General features: G+C 72.5%; 9 protein-coding genes. 4 read left to right on the top strand and 5 right to left on the bottom strand.

The window, feature by feature from the left end; all coding sequences use genetic code 11:
* Positions 1 to 64: 64 nt before the first annotated feature.
* Complete coding sequence (locus tag ACFWRV_RS27330; protein ID WP_384338387.1) at positions 65 to 2,479, bottom strand: penicillin acylase family protein; 2,415 nt, start codon at positions 2,477 to 2,479, stop codon at positions 65 to 67.
* Between the two features lie 154 nt (positions 2,480 to 2,633).
* On the opposite strand from ACFWRV_RS27330, the gene ACFWRV_RS27325 reads away from it, so the two are divergent.
* Complete coding sequence (locus ACFWRV_RS27325) at positions 2,634 to 4,133, top strand: acyl-CoA synthetase (protein ID WP_384338386.1); 1,500 nt, start codon at positions 2,634 to 2,636, stop codon at positions 4,131 to 4,133.
* A gap of 70 nt (positions 4,134 to 4,203) precedes the next feature.
* Here the strand turns inward: ACFWRV_RS27325 and ACFWRV_RS27320 are convergent, their stop codons facing one another.
* From ACFWRV_RS27320 to paaK, 4 genes are all read right to left on the bottom strand, one after another.
* Positions 4,204 to 4,956 carry an amino acid ABC transporter ATP-binding protein gene (locus ACFWRV_RS27320; protein WP_384338385.1) on the bottom strand — a complete coding sequence of 251 codons (753 nt, stop codon included), beginning with the start codon at positions 4,954 to 4,956 and terminating at the stop codon, positions 4,204 to 4,206.
* On the bottom strand, positions 4,953 to 5,831 hold the full coding sequence (locus tag ACFWRV_RS27315; RefSeq protein ID WP_384338384.1) for an amino acid ABC transporter permease: 879 nt from the start codon (positions 5,829 to 5,831) through the stop codon (positions 4,953 to 4,955). The genes ACFWRV_RS27320 and ACFWRV_RS27315 overlap by 4 nt, the downstream gene beginning before the upstream one ends.
* A complete protein-coding gene (locus tag ACFWRV_RS27310; RefSeq protein ID WP_384338383.1) occupies positions 5,828 to 6,706 on the bottom strand; it encodes an ABC transporter substrate-binding protein in 879 nt (292 codons plus the stop codon). The genes ACFWRV_RS27315 and ACFWRV_RS27310 overlap by 4 nt, the downstream gene beginning before the upstream one ends.
* A gap of 109 nt (positions 6,707 to 6,815) precedes the next feature.
* Positions 6,816 to 8,111, bottom strand: coding sequence for a phenylacetate--CoA ligase PaaK (gene paaK, locus ACFWRV_RS27305; RefSeq protein ID WP_384338382.1), 1,296 nt, complete (start codon positions 8,109 to 8,111; stop codon positions 6,816 to 6,818).
* A gap of 169 nt (positions 8,112 to 8,280) precedes the next feature.
* On the opposite strand from paaK, the gene ACFWRV_RS27300 reads away from it, so the two are divergent.
* The 3 genes from ACFWRV_RS27300 to ACFWRV_RS27290 all read left to right on the top strand — a co-directional run bounded on the left by ACFWRV_RS27300 (position 8,281) and on the right by ACFWRV_RS27290 (position 15,142).
* Positions 8,281 to 9,804 carry an alpha/beta fold hydrolase gene (locus ACFWRV_RS27300; protein WP_384338381.1) on the top strand — a complete coding sequence of 508 codons (1,524 nt, stop codon included), beginning with the start codon at positions 8,281 to 8,283 and terminating at the stop codon, positions 9,802 to 9,804.
* A gap of 243 nt (positions 9,805 to 10,047) precedes the next feature.
* Positions 10,048 to 12,627, top strand: coding sequence for a Pls/PosA family non-ribosomal peptide synthetase (locus tag ACFWRV_RS27295; protein ID WP_384338380.1), 2,580 nt, complete (start codon positions 10,048 to 10,050; stop codon positions 12,625 to 12,627).
* On the top strand, positions 12,614 to 15,142 hold the full coding sequence (locus ACFWRV_RS27290; RefSeq protein WP_384338379.1) for an amino acid adenylation domain-containing protein: 2,529 nt from the start codon (positions 12,614 to 12,616) through the stop codon (positions 15,140 to 15,142). Before ACFWRV_RS27295 ends, ACFWRV_RS27290 begins: the two co-directional genes overlap by 14 nt.
* Positions 15,143 to 15,159 lie beyond the last annotated feature (17 nt).

The following is a 15,159-nucleotide window of genomic DNA, read 5'->3' as shown; positions in this document are numbered from 1 at the left end:
CGACAAGGGCCCCGCCTGGGCGGGGCCCTTGTCGTCGGCGGACGGGCGAATCCACCGGAAGGCGCTACCGCCGCTCGTGCACCCGCACCACCCGCAGATCCGGCGAACGGGCGATGTCCTTCTCGCAGAACCGCGACGTCACCCAGCGCTCACCCGCGTACAGCCGGGTCTGGTCGCTGTGGTGCGGCGACTTCGGACTCTCCGACTGGGAGTACGTCAGCAGCGTCCGGGCCACCGGGCAGCGGCTGCCGTCCCAGCCGACCGCCTGGATGTAGCTGGAGCCCGCCGACACCTCCGTATAGCCGCCGCCCGCCGCGTTCCACACCGGCTCGGTCTTGTTCCAGACGCCCAGCGACTCCGTGCCGCCGCTGATCGGGAGCCGCTTGCCGTTCCGTACGACGAACTGGTGCCTGCCCAGCGGGGCGTCCAGCGCGATGTCCGCCGCCCGCAGCTCCGCCACCGCGTCCGCCAGGGCCCTGGCCACCCCGGGCGCGGCGGTGTTGAGACCGCGCGGGGTGCGCACCGGATCGGCCGGGTCGAACGGTGTCTTCCACAGCTCGGCGGCCGGCACCGCCGACGCCTTGCGCCAGAACCGGTCGAAGAGCAGCGCGCCCCGGCTGTCGCTGTCCATGCTCCGGTCCCAGCGCCGCAGCACCCGGCAGGCATCCGCCACGTCGACCGGTTGTCCGTCCGTGCCCACGGCCGTGCCGCCCGGCAGCGCCGCGCACCACCGCGCCACGTCGGACGCGGTCAGATCCCCGGCCGGCGCCCGGTTGGCGAACTGCTGGCGCTGGAGGTCGCGGACGCCCAGCCCGCCCTTCTCCGCCATCGCCGTGACGTCCTCGACGGCACCCCGGGTCCGCATCGACCGAGGGGTCGCGATCGTGCCGAAGACCCGCTCGTACCCGGTCAGCGGCCGCTCCGCGTTCGTCAGCCACGCGCTGTCGTTGGAGTTCTCCACGTACGGCCGGTTCTTCAGCGTCGGCGCCCGGCCCGGGCCGAAGACGCCGGGCTGCACCGCGTCCCGGTCACGGCCCAGGGCGCAGTCCGTGCGCGAACCGTCCAGCACCGCGAGCCCGGCGGCCGGATAGGTGGCCCGGCCCAGCGGCGTGGAGCAACGCTCCGCCAGCTCGTCCGTGATCCTCGGCAGCACCTGCGACTGGGAGAAGTAGGAGTTCCCCGCCCGGTCCGCCGCGATCGTGTTCACCCAGGGCAGCCCCTGCCGCCGGTGCAGCGAGCGCTCGATCTCCGCCGTGCCGCGGGCCTTGCTGAACCCCAGGGCGGTGTCCGAGCCCCGCAGATTCGCCGCGTTGGGGTCGTTCAGCGCGTACGCCGTCGTCGACGTCCACGGCAACGGCAGCGCCGCCCCGAACGAGGTGACCACCGGCCCGTACCGGGTCCACCACTGGGTACGCGTCACGGGAGCCGCGCCCTTCACCGGGACGCTCACGGTCCGCTTCGTCATCCGCTCTCGCTTGCCGTCCACCAGATAGGCGGTCGGATCGGTCGGATCCAGCGTCAGCTGATGCAGATTCAGCGGCACGCCCGTGGCGACCGTATGACTCCACGCCACGTCCGCGTTGTGCCCGATGGAGATGGTCGTCGTGCCCAGCAGCGAGGAGCCCGACACGTTCAGCTCGCCCGGAATCGTCTGCTGCGACATCCAGAACCGCCGCCCGCCCTGCCACGGGTAGTGCGGGTTGCCGAGCAGCAGCCCGCGCCCGTTCGCCGTCGTGGAGCCGTGGAAGGCCACCGCGTTGGACCCCATGTCCGCGTTCTGCGTCGACAGCAGCCGCTCGGCGGCCTCCGCCGCCTCCTTCGGCGTGACCCCGGCGGCCGGGGGCGCGGCCGTCGGAGGCTGAGCGGCCGTGATGCCGTCGATGCCGCGCCCCTGGCCGCCGAGCACCGAAATGGCGAACCCCCGCGCCGCCACGTCCAGAGCCGTCACCGGGCGCACCCAGGACGCGCCCCGGCAGGCCGGATCCGTGATCCGGTTCTGCGCGAGCCACGCGTTGTACCCGGCGGCGAACCCGCGCATCGTCTCCTTCACGTCCCGGCTCGGACCGGCGGGTGCGGGAACCTTCAGCAGCTTCTCCACCGTGCCGCTGTCCCGCACGCCCCGGAAGTACAGGTCGCTGGAGAGGTTCGTCGCCGCCGAGGACAGCGAGAGGTCCGGGGCGGCGTCCGGGCCGAAGAACCTCGACCGCTCCCCGCGCACCGTGAGGAAGCCGTCGGCCAGCGTGCACACCTGGTCGGCGGCCTGCGCCCACCCAGTGCCGAAGCCGAGCTGCGCGTAGTCCTTACCCACGATGTGCGGAATGCCGTACTCCGTGTACCGGATGACGGCGGACAGACCGCCGCCGGACGGATGCCGCGTCTCCGGGGCCCCGGACGCGGTCGCCGGCGGCAACGACGCCGCCACGGTGAACACGGCGATACCGGCAACCCCGAGCAGTCTCAGACGGTTTCGCAAGGTCAAGGTGTTCCTCCCAACAGTGCGGGTGGCACAGGCGGTTGACCGGACCGTCCGGACAGCCACGCGTCACTCAGCCAGGCAGCCCCGCCGACTGTCAACCGTCTGGTCGGTATCCGGCCTCTTGACCCCCGGGGCCCGGGCCGCACAGGATCGAGCCATGACCGGTGTACGCAGCAGCACAGTCGACGGCGTCCTCACCCGCAGCGCCCGGCGCACCCCCGACCGGACCGCCGTACGGTACGCCGACCGGGCCTGGACCTACCGCTCGCTGGACGCCGCCGTCTCCACGGCCGCCGCCGTTCTCACCCAGGAGCACGCTCTCGCCCCCGGCGACCGGGTGGCCGCCTACGCGCACAACTCCGACGCCTATCTGATCGGCTTCCTCGCCTGCGCCCGGGCCGGGCTCGTCCACGTACCCGTCAACCAGAACCTCACCGGTGACGACCTGGTCTACCTCCTCGACCAGTCCGGCTCCACCCTCGTCCTGACCGACCCGGACCTCGCCGCCCGGATCCCCGACGGCCACCGGGTACGCGCTCTGCGCGACGCGCCCGGGTCACTGCTCGAAGCCCTGCAGGACGAACGGCCGTTCACCGCGGAGCGCCCGCCCGCCTCCGACGACCTGGTGCAGTTGCTCTACACCTCCGGCACCACCGCCCTGCCCAAGGGCGCGATGATGACGCACGGGGCCCTGATCCACGAGTACGTCAGCGCGATCACCGCGCTCGGCCTCGCCGCGACCGACCGGCCCGTGCACTCCCTGCCGCTCTACCACTCGGCCCAGATGCACGTGTTCCTGCTGCCGTATCTGGCGGTCGGCGCGGAGAACACCATCCTGGACGCCCCCGACGCCGGCCGCATCTTCGAACTCGTCGAAACCGGCCTGGCCGACAGCCTGTTCGCCCCGCCCACCGTCTGGATCTCTCTCGCCAACCACCCGGAGTTCGCCACCCGCGAACTCGGCGGTCTGCGCAAGGCGTTCTACGGGGCCTCGATCATGCCCGTGCCCGTCCTGGAGCGACTGCGCGGACGCCTCCCGCACCTGGCCTTCTTCAACTGCTTCGGCCAGAGCGAGATCGGCCCGCTGGCCACCGTGCTCGGCCCCGAGGAGCACGAGGGCCGGATGGAGTCCTGCGGCCGGCCGGTCCTCTTCGTGGAGGCCCGCGTCGTCGACGAGAAGGGCGAGGACGTCCCCGACGGCACCCCCGGCGAGGTCGTCTACCGCTCGCCCCAACTGTGCTCCGGCTACTGGGACAAGCCCGAGGAGACGGCTGAGGCCTTCCGCGACGGCTGGTTCCACTCCGGCGACCTCGCGGTCCGCGACGCCGAGGGTTTCCTCACCGTCGTCGACCGGGTGAAGGACGTCATCAACTCCGGCGGCGTCCTCGTCGCCTCCCGGCAGGTCGAGGACGCCCTCTACACCCACCCCGCCGTCGCCGAGACCGCCGTCATCGGCCTCCCCGACGACCGCTGGATCGAGGCGGTCACCGCTGTCGTCGTCCTGCGCGGCGAGGCGGACGCGAGCGAACTCATCGCCCACGCGCGCGAGAAGCTCACCGCCTTCAAGGCCCCCAAGCGCGTCGTCTTCGTGGACGAACTCCCACGCAACGCCAGCGGGAAGATCCTCAAGCGGCAGCTGCGCGACGAACTCGCCTGAGGCCGACCAGGGTCTCTCGTCTGGATCAGGCCGGACCCCGCGAGCCCGGCCTGATCCAGACGAGAGGCCCTCAAAGCCGCCCCGCCTCCACGATCCGCCGCAGGAACCGCCGGGTGCGCTCCTCGCGGGGCGCGCCGAACACCTCCTCGGGCGTGCCGCGCTCCAGCACCACACCGGCGTCCAGGAAGCACACCTGGTCGGCGACCTCGCGCGCGAACGCCATCTCATGGGTGGCGATCACCATCGTCATGCCGTCCCCCTTCACCTCCCGTACGAGACCCAGCACTTCGCCCACCAGCTCCGGGTCCAGCGCCGCCGTGATCTCGTCCAGGAGCAGCAGCCGGGGACGTACCGCCAGCGCCCTGACGATCGCGGCCCGCTGCTGCTGCCCGCCGCTGAGCCGGTCCGGGTACTCGTCCGCCTTCGCCCCGAGGCCCAGCCGCTCCAGCAGCTCCCGGGCCTCCTCCTCCGCCCGGGGGCGGGAGAGCCCGTGGACGCGGCGCGGGGCCAGGGTGATGTTCTGCAGCACGGTCAGATGAGGGAAGAGGTTGTACGCCTGGAACACCACGCCGATCCGCCGGCGCACCGCGTCCGCGTCGGACCTGGGGTCGGTGATCTCCTCACCGTCCAGCCAGATCGCCCCGTCGTCGACCTCCTCCAGGAGGTTGGCGCAGCGCAGCAGGGTCGACTTCCCGGACCCCGAGGCCCCGATCAGCGCGGTCACCGTGTGCGGGGCCACCTCCAGGTCCACGTCCCGCAGCACGAGAGACGTGCCGAACGACTTGCGGACCGCCTCCATCCGCAGCACCGGAGCGTCGCTCATACGAGTCCTCCCTGGGCCCGCCGCCGGTCCATCCGGGCCGTCACCCAGTCGGTGAGCCGGGTCATCGGGATGGTCAGCGCCACGAAGACCAGACCGGCGACGACGTACGGCGTGTAGTTGAAGTCCTTGCTCGCGATGATCTGCGCCGCGTACACGGCGTCCACCGCCCCGGCGATCGAGACGAGCCCGGTGTCCTTCTGGAGCGACACCAGGTCGTTGAGGAGCGGCGGCACGACCCGCCGCACCGCCTGCGGCAGCACGACGAAACGCAGCGCCTGCCCGCTGCTCAGCCCCAGCGAACGGGCCGCCGCCCGCTGCGAGGGATGCACGGACTCGATGCCCGCCCGGAAGACCTCCGCCACGTACGCCGAGTACGTCAGCACCAGCGCGCCGCCGCCCAGCAGCACCGGATCGGTGGTCACCCCCTCCAGCCGCAGGGCGGGCACCCCGAAGACCACGATCAGCAGGCAGATGATCAGCGGCAGCCCCCGGAAGAAGTCCGTGTACGCGGTCGCCAGCGCCCGGACGGGGAAGAACACCGGCCCGCGCAGGGTGCGCGCCACGGCCAGCAGCAGGCCGAGCACCAGCACGGCCGCACCGCACACGGCCAGCAGCCGGAGGTTCAGCCACAGCCCCTCCATGACCTGCGGCAGGGCGACGCGCGCGTAATGGGCGCTGAAGAACGTCTCCTTGGTACGGGTCCAGCCGGGGGAGCCGGTGATCAGCAGGAACAGCACCGCGCCCGTCACCAGGGTGCTGGCCGCGGCGATCGCGGTGGCCCGCCGGGTGCGCCCCCGCCGGTAACGCTCGCGGGCGATCCGACGCTCGGAGGGGGCGTAGCCGTCCGGAGCCGGCGGCGCCTTGTGCAGGGTCACCTGAGCACCGGCGCGTCGACGGCGTCGGAGAGCCACTCCTTCTCCAGGGCGGCGAGGGTGCCGTCCTCGCGCAGGGCGTCCACCGCACCGCTCACGCACGAGGTCAGCGCGGACGCCTTGTCGAGGACCAGCCCGAACTGCTCGGGTTCACCGGGGGAGTCGGCGAACTGGCCCACGACCTCCGCCTCGGGCACCTCGGCCCCGGTGATGTAGAACGCGGTCGGCAGGTCCACCACGATGGCGTCCACCTGGCCGGTCTTCAGCGCCGACTTGGCGAAGTCGTTGCGCTGGTAGACGGCGGGCTTCTCGCTCGGCTTCACCAGGTCGGTGATGAAGTCGAGGCTGGTGGTGCCCACCTGCGCGCCCAGTTTCACGTCCTTGAGGTCGGCCACGCTCTTCGCCTTCGCGGCCTTCGACGACTTCAGGGCGACGACGGCCTGCCGCACGTCGTAGTAGCCGGAGGAGAAGGCGACGGCCTTCTTCCGCTCCTCGCTGATGGAGACCTGGTTGATGTCGAAGTCGAACTTCTTCGCCCCGGGCGCGAACGCGCTGTTGAACGGGGTGTGCTGCCACACCACCGCGTCGCGGTCGTAACCGAGCTCCTTCGCCACGGCGTAGGCCACCGCCGACTCGAAGCCCTTCCCGTTGGACGGCTCGTCGTCGGAGAACCAGGGCGCGTAGGCGGGCTTGTCGGTGCCCACGGTCAGCTTCCCGGACACCTGGGTGGCGAGCTTGCCGGGAGCGCAGGACGCCGTCGCACCGGCGGCCCCGTCCGGTGCCTTCTCCTCCGCTTGCGGGGCACAGCCGGTGAGGGCTGTGCAGAGGGCGACGGCGGAGCACAGGGCGGTGACCAGGGACCGGTTGGCGAGATGCATAGCGGGAGACTGGCAGGGCGCGGCCCCCTGTGTCGAGATTTTCGCCCGGCTGTCCGCATGGTGGGAACGAGCGTTGCGGGGGTGTGAACACGCCGGTCACCGCCGCTGTTCACTCCGTGCCGGACTCCCTCAGATCCACGATCCGCCGGATCTTGCCCACCGAGCGTTCCAGCGACTCCGGGTCCACGATCTCGACCCCGACCGACACCCCGACCCCGTCCTTCACCGCGGCCGCGATGGCCAGCGCCGCCTTCTCCCGTTCGGCCGCCGTGGCGTCCGCCCGCGCCTCCGCCCGGACGGTGAGCGCGTCGAGCCGCCCCTGCCGGGTCAGCCGCAGCTGGAAGTGCGGGGCGACGGCGGGCGTGCGCAGCACGATCTCCTCGATCTGGGTGGGAAAGAGATTGACCCCCCGCAGGATCACCATGTCGTCGCTGCGGCCGGTGACCTTCTCCATCCGGCGGAACGCCCGCGCCGTCCCCGGCAGCAGCCGCGTCAGATCCCGTGTGCGGTAACGGATCACGGGCATCGCCTCCTTGGTCAGCGAGGTGAAGACCAGCTCCCCCTCCTCGCCGTCGGGAAGCACCTCACCGGTGAACGGGTCCACGACCTCCGGATAGAAGTGGTCCTCCCAGATGTGCAGCCCGTCCTTCGTCTCGACGCACTCCTGCGCCACCCCCGGGCCCATCACCTCGGAGAGCCCGTATATGTCGACCGCGTCGATGGCGAACCGGTCCTCGATCTCCCGGCGCATCTCCTCGGTCCACGGCTCCGCGCCGAAGATCCCGACCTTCAGGGACGTCGACCGCGGGTCGACGCCCTGCCGCTCGAACTCGTCCAGCAGCGTCAGCAGGTACGACGGCGTGATCATGATGATCTCGGGCCGGAAGTCCTGGATCAGTCGCACCTGCCGCGCGGTCATGCCCCCCGAGGCCGGGATCACCGTGCAGCCGAGCCGCTCCGCTCCGTAGTGCGCCCCGAGGCCCCCGGTGAACAGCCCGTATCCGTACGCCACATGGACCTTGTGTCCGGGCCGTCCGCCCGCCGCCCGGATCGACCGGGCCACCACGTCCGCCCAGGTGTCCAGGTCCCGTTCGGTGTACCCGACGACCGTCGGACGCCCCGTCGTGCCGCTGGAGGCGTGGATCCTGCGCACCTCGTGCTCCGGTACGGCGAACATCCCGAAGGGGTAGTTGTCCCGCAGATCCGCCTTCACGGTGAACGGGAACCGGGCCAGATCCGCGAGCGTCCGGCAGTCCTCGGGCCGCAGCCCCGCGCGGTCGAAGGCGGCCCGGTAGAAGGGGACGTTGTCGTACGCGTGCCGCAGCGTGGAACTCAGCCGCTCCAGTTGCAGGGCCTCCAGTTCGCCCCGGTCGAGCCGTTCCGCCGCGTCCAGCATGGCCGTCATCAGGACCCTTCCTCTCCCGGAGCGGGCGACCGATCATTCGGTCGATCTTCCTGGGAGCAGTAATTCAGGCGGCCGGGGGTGCTGGCAAGAGGCGCGCGGACTTCGCGGCCGATCAGCCCGCGGCGAAGCCCGGTGCGCCCGCTCGCCGGTTGCTGTTTGGATGGGGCGTATGCCGATCTTCTCCGCGTACGACACGACCCCGCTCGCCTACCGCCTGGTGGGGGAGGGGGAGCCGCTGATGTGCCTGCCCGGCGGGCCGATGCGGGCGAGCGCGTATCTCGGGGACCTCGGAGGGCTCGCCGCCCACCGGCAGCTCGTCCTGCTGGACCTGCGCGGCACCGGCGAATCCTGCGTGCCCGAGGACCCCTCGACCTACCGCTGCGACCGCCTCGTCGGCGATGTGGAAGCCCTGCGCGAACACCTGGGCCTCGACCGGATCGACATGCTGGCCCACTCCGCGAGCGCGGACCTGGCCCTGCTGTACGCGGCCCGTCACCCGGAGCGGCTGCGCACCCTGACCCTCGTCACGCCCAGCACCCGGGCCGTGGGCATCGAGGTGAGCGACCAGGACCTGCGCGAGGCCGCCGAGCTGCGGCGCGACGAGCCCTGGTACCCCGAGGCCCGGGCCGCCCAAGAGGCGCTGCTCGCCGGCGGGCCGTTCGCCGAGCTGTGGCCCGCCGTCCGGCCCCTCACCTACGGTCGCTGGGACGCGACGGCCCGCGCCCACGCCGAGGCCTCCGCCGGACAGACCAACGCGGAAGCCCGCGGACACTATGCCGAGGAAGGGGCCTTCGACCCCGCCGCGACCGCCGCCGCCCTGCGCGAACTGGCCGTCCCCGTCCTCGTGCTCGCCGGGGAGTACGACGGTCACCCGAGCCCGGACCGGGCCACGGAGCTAGCCGCGCTCTTCCCGTACGCCGAGTTCGCCGTCCAGCGCGGCGCGGGGCACTTCCCGTGGCTGGACGACCCGGGGGCCTTCGCCCGTACGGTGGCGGCCTTCCTCGACCCGGACGTGCGCACGGTCCAGGCGGGCGGGGTCCGGCTGGCCTACCGGGAACGGGGCGAGGAGGGGGCCCCGCCCGTCGTCCTCCTGCACGGCCGCGCGGGATCCTCCGCGACCTGGACCCGGATCGCGGAGGACCTGGCCGCCGATCACCATGTGTACGCCCCCGACTTCCGGGGCCACGGGCTGAGCGACTGGCCCGGCCGCTACTCCTTCGAGACGTTCCGCGACGACCTGCACGCCTTCCTGGAGGCCCGCAACCTGGCCGGCGCGACCGTCGTCGGGCACTCCATGGGCGGGGTGGCCGCCTACCTCCTGGCCCAACGGGAACCGGGCCTGATCGGGCGGCTGATCATCGAGGACGCGCCGCCCCTGTTCCCGCTCGACACGCCCCGGCCGCCCTCCGTCCGCCCCGAGGGCGCCCTCGACTTCGACTGGCCGGTCGTCCCCGACACCGACGCCCAGCTGAGCGACCCCGATCCGGACGTCCCCGGGCGGTTCCCGGAGATCACCGCGCCCACCCTCGTCATCGGCGGCGGCCCCACCAGCCACATCGACCAGGGCCACCTCGCCCGGATGGCGCGCGCGATACCGGACGCGGAGCTGGTCACCGTCGACGCCGGGCACCTGATTCACACGGACCGGCCGGCGGAGTTCCTCACGGCGATCAGGGCGTTCGGGCTCCGCTGAAACGGGCGTCGGCACCGAGGGGAACGGAGGTGACCGTCTTACTCCCCGGGATGGAAAGTCTGACATGAGAGATAAGTGAACAAAGTGGCAATCTCGGTCCCGACCGGCGCCGAATCACGGTCATGACGTCCGACCGCAGCTCGCGCCGAGCACCGAGAGCAACGGGTACGGCCCCGAAGCCGCCCCTCGGCTCCGCTCCGGCGCACCGAAACCTCGCGGCCGGACCTCGCCGAGGGAGCCCGCATGATGGCAGAGCAGGCCGAAACCCTGGCCCCGCACCGCACACAGCCCGTACGCGACGAGGACCTCCGGGTCGCGACCGCCGTGCCCGCCGGCGAAGCCGACGCCGCCGGACGGATCCTGGCCGAGGTCCTCGCTGACGTCGTCCACGTCGAGAGCGTGCCGCCCGACAGCAACTTCTTCGACGACCTCGGAGCGGACTCCCTGGTGATGGCGAGGTTCTGCGCGCGGATCCGCAAGCGCACCGATGTGCCGCCGGTCTCCATGAAGGACATCTACCGCCACCCGACGATCGGCTCCCTCGCCGCCTCCCTCGCCACGGCCGCCCCGCCGCCCGTCGCCGTGCCCTCGCCCTCCGCCCCGGCCGAACCACCCGCGGCGACGACCCGGCGGCCGACCGGTGGCCGCGCCCACTACGTCCTGTGCGCGGGCCTGCAACTGCTGGCGTTCCTCGGCTACTCCCTCGTCATCGCCCTCGTCGCCACCCTGGGCTACGACTGGATCGCCGCCGGATCGGGACTGCTGGACGCCTACCTGCGCGCGGTCCTGTTCGGCGCCGCCGCCTTCCTCTGCCTGTGCGGCCTGCCCATCATCGTGAAGTGGACCCTGATCGGCCGCTGGAAGCCGGTCGAGATCCGGGTCTGGAGCCTCGGCTACGTCCGCTTCTGGCTGGTGAAATCCCTGGTCCGGGCCGACCCGCTGGTCCTGTTCGCCGGCTCCCCGCTCTACACCGGCTACCTGCGCCTGCTCGGAGCGAGGATCGGCCCCGGGGCCACGGTGTTCGCCCGCTCGGCGCCCGTCTGCACCGACCTGCTCACCATCGGAGCCGGGTCCGTCGTGCGTAAGGACGCCCTCCTCTCCTGCTACCGCGCCCACGACGGCCTCATCCAGACGGGCCCGGTCACGCTGGGGCAGCACACGACCGTCGGCGCGGCCACCGTGCTCGACATCGACACCTCCCTGGGCGACGGCGGCCGACTGGCCCACGCCTCCTCGCTGCACCGGGGACAGTCGGTGCCCGCCGGTGAGTACTGGCACGGCTCGCCGGCCGTCCCCGCCGACGGGGACTGCCCGAGCGTGGACCCCGTCCCCTTCGGCCCCCTCCGGAGGCCCCTGCACAGCGTCCTGCAACTGCTGACCGTACTGCTGCTGTACGTGCCGCTGGCCGTCGGCGGCCTCGGCATGCTGCTCGCCCAGGCCCCGCAGCTCGCCTCCTTCGCCCGGCCGGGCCCCACCGTGCTCACCACCTGGCTGTTCTACGCCGAGGCGTTCGCCGCCTCCGTGGTGCTGTTCTTCGGGGCCATCCCGCTCGGGCTGCTGCTGGTGACCACCGTTCCGCGCCTGCTCGGACGGGCCCTCACACCGGGCCGGACCTACCCGCTGTTCGGGTTCCACCACGGCGTGCACCGGACGATCGAGCTGATCTCCAACCGGAAGTTCCTCAACCGCCTGTTCGGTGACAGCTCGGGCATCGTCCACTACCTGCGCCACCTCGGATACGACCTTTCCCGCGTCCAGCAGACCGGGTCGAACTTCGGCACCGAGGTCAAGCACGAGATCCCGACGCTCAGCGCGGTCGGCACGGGCACGATGGTGGCCGACGGGCTGTCCATCCTCACCACCGAGTACTCCAGCACGTCGTTCCGCGTCTCCCGGACGGCGATCGGGCCCCGGAACTTCCTCGGCAACCGGATCGCCTACCCGCCCCAGGGCCGCACCGGCGACAACTGCCTGCTCGCCACCAAGGTGATGGTCCCCGTCGACGGGCCTGTCCGTGAAGGCGTGGGGCTCCTGGGCTCACCGAGTTTCGAGATCCCGCGATCCGTGCTGCGGGACAGTTCCTTCGACCGCCTCAAGGCCGACGAGGAGCTGCGCCGGCTGCTCCCCAGGAAGAACCGGCACAACGTCGTCACCATGGGCTGGTACCTGCTGGTGCGATGGTTGCACTTCTTCCTGATCACCCTGCTGGTCGCGGTCGCCGCCGAACTCCACGGCCCGTACGGGGTCCTCGCCCTCGCCGTGGCCAACGTGTGCGTCCTGCTGTTCACCGCCGGGTACTTCGTCCTGGTCGAGCGCGCCTTCACCGCGCGCACCCCGCTGGTCCCGCTGTTCTGCTCGATCTACGACGTCCGCTTCTGGCGCCATGAGCGGTACTGGAAAGCGCCTTCGGAGACGTACCTGCGGATCTTCAACGGCACTCCGTTCAAGAACGTGATCTGGCGGCTGCTCGGCGTGCGGATCGGACGCCGGGTCTTCGACGACGGCTGCTTCCTCACCGAGCGGGCGATGGCCGCCATCGGCGACCGCTCAACGCTCAACAACGGCACCGTCGTGCAGTGCCACTCGCAGGAGGACGGCGCCTTCAAGTCCGACCGCTCCGCCATCGGCGCGGGCTGCACCCTCGGGGTCGGCGCCTTCGTGCACTACGGCGTCACCATCGGCGACGGCGCCCGACTCGCCCCCGACTCCTTCCTGATGAAGGGGGAGGTGGTGCCGGACAACGCCCGCTGGGGCGGAAACCCGGCCCGGCCGATGACGCCGGGCGTCACCGCGGAAGGAGGCGTGCGCCATGCGAAGGCCTGACGGATCCGCAGCGCACACCGCCGGCGCCGACCGCCTCTCCCCGGCCGCTGATCGCTTCCCGACCGTGCCCCGCTGGACCCGGAATCCGCTGCCCGGCACCGCCGAACACCGCGCGGCCGTCCCCGGCGAGGTGCTGGCCGGGCTGCGCGCCCTCGGCGAACAGGCGGACGTGACGCCGGAATCCGTACTGCTGGCCGCGCACGCCAAGGTGCTCGCAGCACTGACGGGCCGGGACGAGATCGTCACCGGCTACGTCACCGCCCCCGGCGCACGGCCCGCCGTCCGCCGGCTGCCGACGGGGCCGGGCAGCTGGTGGACCCTGATCCGGGCGGCGCACCGGGCAACCGCCCCGCTGCCGGAGGACCACCGGCCGACCCCCACCAGCGGGGGAGGAGCGGCGCGGCCGGAGACCGTGCTCGACCCGACGGGCGCGGGCGGCCCCGATGCCGGCGCCCTCCTGCGGATCACCCCGGCCCACCGGGGCGGTGAGCTGTGCCTGCGCTACCGCAGAGACGTGCTGGACGCGGAGAGCGCCGCGCGCATCGCCGGCTACCACCTCACCGCGCTCGCACTGATCGCCTCCGACCCCGACGCGCCGCACCACCGCGCGAGCCTGCTGTCGGACGCGGAGCGCCGCCTGCAGACCGACGGTCTCGCCGGGCCGTGCCGCGCTCTGCCGGACCGGCGGGTCCACGAACTGTTCGAGGACCGGGTACACGCGTGTCCGGACGCCGTCGCCGCCGAGGAGGACGGCCGGCGGTGGACCTACCGCGAACTCGACGTCCGGGCCAACCGCATCGCCCACGCCCTGCTCGCACGCGGCCTGCGCCGCGAGGACGTCGTCGCCGTGGTGAGCGAGCGGAGCCTGTCCTGGATGGCCGCCGTCCTCGCGGTCCTCAAGGCCGGGTGCGCCTACCTGCCGGTCGAACCCCACTTCCCGGCCGACCGGGTGGCCACCATGCTCACCCGCGCCTCCTGCCGGCTGGCGCTGACCGCCACCGGGTCCACCGCCACCCTCGACGCGGCCCTGGCCACCTGCCCCGGGACCCGCTCGCTGTCCGTCCAGGAGGCATGGGCGGAGCGGCGCGGCGACGAGAGCCCCCGTCGGTCGGTCGCTCCCGACGACCTCGCCTATGTCTTCTTCACCTCCGGGTCCACCGGCGAACCCAAGGGCGCCATGTGCGAACACGCGGGCATGCTCAACCACCTCCACGCCAAGATCCACGACCTGGGAATCGGCGCGGGGGACGTCGTCGCCCAGATCGCGCCGCCGTGTTTCGACATCTCCCTGTGGCAGCTCCTGGCCGGTCCGCTGGCCGGTGGACGCACCCTGCTGATCGGCCAGGAAACGGTCCTGGACGCCGGGCGCTTCCTCGACACGGTCGCCGAGGGCGGCGTCACCGTGCTGCAGGTGGTGCCGTCCTATCTGGACGCCGTCCTGACCCTGCTGGAGCGCCACCCCCGGGAACTGCCCGCCCTGCGGTGCGTCTCGGTCACCGGCGAGGCCCTGAAACCGGACCTCGTCGGGCGCTGGTTCGCCGCCCGGCCCACCGTCCCGCTGGTCAACGCCTACGGGCTGACCGAGACCTCCGACGACACCCACCACGCGGTGCTGGACCGGCCCCCGGACACCGGCCGCGTCACCCTCGGCCGGCCCGTCCAGAACGTCCGCGCCTACCTCGTGGACGAACAGCTCTCCCCGGTCCCGCTCGGCGCCCCCGGCGAGATCGCCCTCTCCGGGGTCTGCGTCGGCCGAGGGTACGCGGGCGACCCCGCCCGTACCCGGGCGGTGTTCCTGCCCGACCCCCACCACCCGGGCGAACGGCTCTACCGCAGCGGAGACTTCGGCCGCTGGCTGCCGGACGGCACCATGGAGTTCCTCGGCCGCCGCGACAGTCAGGTCAAGATCCGGGGATTCCGCATCGAGACCGGCGAGATCGAGAACACGCTCCTGCGGATCCCCGGTGTCCAGGACGCCGCCGTGGTCGTCGTCCGCCCGCCCGGCGGGGCCCCCGCCCTCGCCGCCTTCTGCGCCGGACCGCACCCCCTCCCGGACCGCCTGCTGCACGACGGGCTGAGCGCTACGCTGCCGCCCTACATGGTCCCGCCGTTCTTCCACTGGCGGCCGCGCCTGCCCCTCACGGCGAACGGCAAGACCGACCGCAACGCCCTGCGGGACCGCGCCGCGGCGGCCACGGCCGACACCGCTGCCGTGGACCGGCGGGAGGCACCCGCCACCGCGACCGAGCAACGGCTCGCGACGGCCTGGTCCACCGCCCTCGGCGTTCCGCGTGACCGGATCGGCCGGCGCGACCACTTCTTCGACCGGGGCGGCACATCCCTCACGGCCGTACGCGTCGCGATCACCCTGGACCGGGCCTTCACGCCCGGGGACGTCAACCGCTGCCCGGTCCTCGCCGATCTGGCAGCGCTCATCGACAGCCGTGACACCGGCACGGCACAACGGGCCCCGCGGGCCGCACCGCGCCCCGCCGAGCGTCCCACCCCCGCCTGAGCCGTCCGAAAGGAGCA

Origin of the sequence: Streptomyces sp. NPDC058576, from assembly GCF_042718715.1 — a bacterium.
Taxonomy (GTDB): domain Bacteria; phylum Actinomycetota; class Actinomycetes; order Streptomycetales; family Streptomycetaceae; genus Streptomyces.
This window is presented reverse-complemented; position numbering and strand designations above follow the sequence as displayed.

Bases quoted from the DNA above. Each gene is read 5' to 3' on its own strand.
- ACFWRV_RS27325 (WP_384338386.1), top strand. From the start codon at position 2,634: ATGACCGGTGTACGCAGCAGCACAGTCGACGGCGTCCTCACCCGCAGC.
- ACFWRV_RS27320 (WP_384338385.1), bottom strand. From the start codon at position 4,956: ATGAGCGACGCTCCGGTGCTGCGGATGGAGGCGGTCCGCAAGTCGTTC.
- ACFWRV_RS27310 (WP_384338383.1), bottom strand. From the start codon at position 6,706: ATGCATCTCGCCAACCGGTCCCTGGTCACCGCCCTGTGCTCCGCCGTC.
- paaK (WP_384338382.1), bottom strand. From the start codon at position 8,111: ATGACGGCCATGCTGGACGCGGCGGAACGGCTCGACCGGGGCGAACTG.
- ACFWRV_RS27300 (WP_384338381.1), top strand. From the start codon at position 8,281: ATGCCGATCTTCTCCGCGTACGACACGACCCCGCTCGCCTACCGCCTG.
- ACFWRV_RS27295 (WP_384338380.1), top strand. From the start codon at position 10,048: ATGATGGCAGAGCAGGCCGAAACCCTGGCCCCGCACCGCACACAGCCC.
- ACFWRV_RS27290 (WP_384338379.1), top strand. From the start codon at position 12,614: ATGCGAAGGCCTGACGGATCCGCAGCGCACACCGCCGGCGCCGACCGC.